Below are 2,213 nucleotides of genomic sequence, written 5' to 3'. Positions count from 1 at the left end.
GGGATGTGCACAGGTGGTCGTGCTTGGCGAGGAAGTCTTCGACCTTCGCCTCCGCGGGCGCGAAGTCCATGCCGAGAAACGACCCCCGCCCATCGTGGTCGAGGCGCCAGCCGCCGGGGACGACCTCGGATGGCCGTAGCGCGAAGGTGTACGGGGCCTGCTCGTACACGCCTTCGGTCAGCGGGATCGGCTCGTGCAGGCCGTCGCCCAGGCCGGCGTCGACCATCCAGGGGCCGCCGTCGAGGCCGTGGACCTCGATCACCAGGTGGTTCGCGCTGGCGCCGGGCGCGTCACCCACGCCGCCCTGGACGCCGCCGACCCGCCAGTGGACGTCGTAGCCGAGCCAGTCCAGCAGTGTGCTGAAGGCGCCGTTGAGGTGGTAGCAGTAGCCGCCGCGGCCGCGCAGGAGGTAGCGCAGGGAGTCCAGCGGATCGACCGTTCGCTGCTCGCCGAGGGCGATCCACACGGTCTCGTAAGGGATTCTCTCGACCTGGAGGCGATGCAACTCGACGAGTGTGTCCAGGGTCGCGGGCGGCGGGGTGCGTAAGCCGAGCCTCGTGAGATAGGCATCGCGCAGCGGCTCGTTCACCTGTCGCCCCCAGGTTTTGGTCATCGCCAGAGGCTAGTGGTGGAAACTGTGTATATGCACGACCTGCGAGTTCTCGATCCGGACACATCCGAGTTCATGAAGGCGCTGCGGGCAGCGCTGGACGGCTCGGGGCCCCCCGTGCTTCCGGTCGCCAAGGGACAGTCCGGTGAGGACATGGCGCCGGGCGAACCGCTGGAACCCGACACGGCACTGGTCGTGCGCACCTCCGGCTCGACGGGGACACCCAAAGGCGTGTTGCTGTCGGCGGCGGCGCTGCGGGCTTCGGCGGACGCGACCCACGCGCGCCTTGGCGGGCCGGGGACCTGGCTGCTCGCGATGCCCGCGCACCACATCGCCGGGGTGCAGGTGCTGGTGCGGTCGATCGTGGCGGGCACCGACCCGGTGCTGATGCCGCGGACAGCTTTTCGCCCCAAGGCATTCACCGAGTCGGCGTCGGACGCGCTCGGCTCCCTCGGCCCGGTGTACACCGCGCTGGTCCCGACGCAGCTGACCAGGATCGTCGAGGACGGCGGTGACGCGCTGGGCGCGCTGCGGGCCTTCGACGCCGTCCTGGTCGGCGGCGCCGCCGTGTCCTCGCGCACGCTGCTACGCGCGCTCGACGCCGGTGTCCGGGTTCGCACCACCTACGGGATGTCGGAGACGGCGGGGGGCTGTGTCTACGACGGAGTCCCACTCGACGGCGTGGACGTGCGGATCGACGACGGCCTGATCGAGTTGCGCGGCCCGATGCTCGCCCACGGCTACCGGTTGGACCCCGCCGCCACCAAGGAGTCCTTTTTGGATGGATGGTTCCACACATCGGACGCAGGCGAGTTCCGCGACGGCACGCTTCAGATCCTGGGCCGGGTCGACGACGTGATCAACACCGGCGGCGTCAAGGTCGCCGCCGCCGCTGTCGAGATCATCCTTACCGCGCAGGCGAATGTCCGAGAGGCCTGTGTCGTGGGAGTGCCCGACGACGAATGGGGACAGCGGGTCGCGGCGGTGCTGGTACTGGCGGGCGCGGTCGACAAGGACGACCTGCGCGCGGCGGTCCGCTCAGCTCTCGGCCCAGCCGCGGCCCCCAAAGAGTTCCTGATATTGATGGAGCTTCCGCTGATCGGGCCGGGAAAGCCCGACCGCCGCGCACTCGTCGACCTGTTCGCACCTCCACATGGGAATAGCTTGTAATTGGCAGGTTTCAGAGGGGTGAAGCAGGTGATCTTGACACTCGACAGGGAACTGATCGGGCGCGGTGTGCGTACCCGGAATCTGTTTCACCGCAAGCCATTCCGCGTTGTTGACACCATCGTGTGACACGAGTCGTCGAGGTCGGGAACCGGGCCGGGATTGTCGGTGGTCGCGGGGAGACTCGGTGGCATGGCGGAGCTGGAGATCCATCACAACGACCCGGACAGGTTCTGGGCCTCGCGTGGACCCGCGCTGACCGCTGAGCTCGTCACCGCCGTGGGTGAGGCCCGTGCGGCGATGGCGAGGGTGCTCGATGTGGTGGGCGAGTTGGACCGCGACGACATCCACCGACTCGCCGGATACGGATCCCTGCCCAAGCTCCTCACCGCGTTGGTGCGGGTCCACCCCCGCGAGGCCCGCCGCTGGGTCGAGC

3 protein-coding genes are annotated in these 2,213 nt (G+C 69.1%); 2 read left to right on the top strand and 1 reads right to left on the bottom strand.

Annotation, left to right across the window (positions count from 1 at the left end):
* A partial coding sequence (locus ACRDSQ_RS20235; protein WP_431423216.1) for an arylamine N-acetyltransferase family protein occupies positions 1 to 613 on the bottom strand: 613 nt, incomplete at its 3' end.
* Between the two features lie 30 nt (positions 614 to 643).
* Between ACRDSQ_RS20235 and menE the strand changes: the two genes are divergently transcribed.
* Both menE and ACRDSQ_RS20225 read left to right on the top strand, forming a co-directional pair.
* Positions 644 to 1,780, top strand: coding sequence for an o-succinylbenzoate--CoA ligase (menE, locus tag ACRDSQ_RS20230; protein ID WP_431423214.1), 1,137 nt, complete (start codon positions 644 to 646; stop codon positions 1,778 to 1,780).
* Positions 1,781 to 1,969: 189 nt separating this feature from the next.
* Positions 1,970 to 2,213: hypothetical protein (locus tag ACRDSQ_RS20225; RefSeq protein ID WP_431423213.1), on the top strand; the 244-nt coding region annotated here is incomplete at its 3' end.

The organism is Actinokineospora sp., assembly GCF_050699995.1.
Classification (GTDB): Bacteria; Actinomycetota; Actinomycetes; order Mycobacteriales; family Pseudonocardiaceae; genus Actinokineospora.
This window is presented reverse-complemented; position numbering and strand designations above follow the sequence as displayed.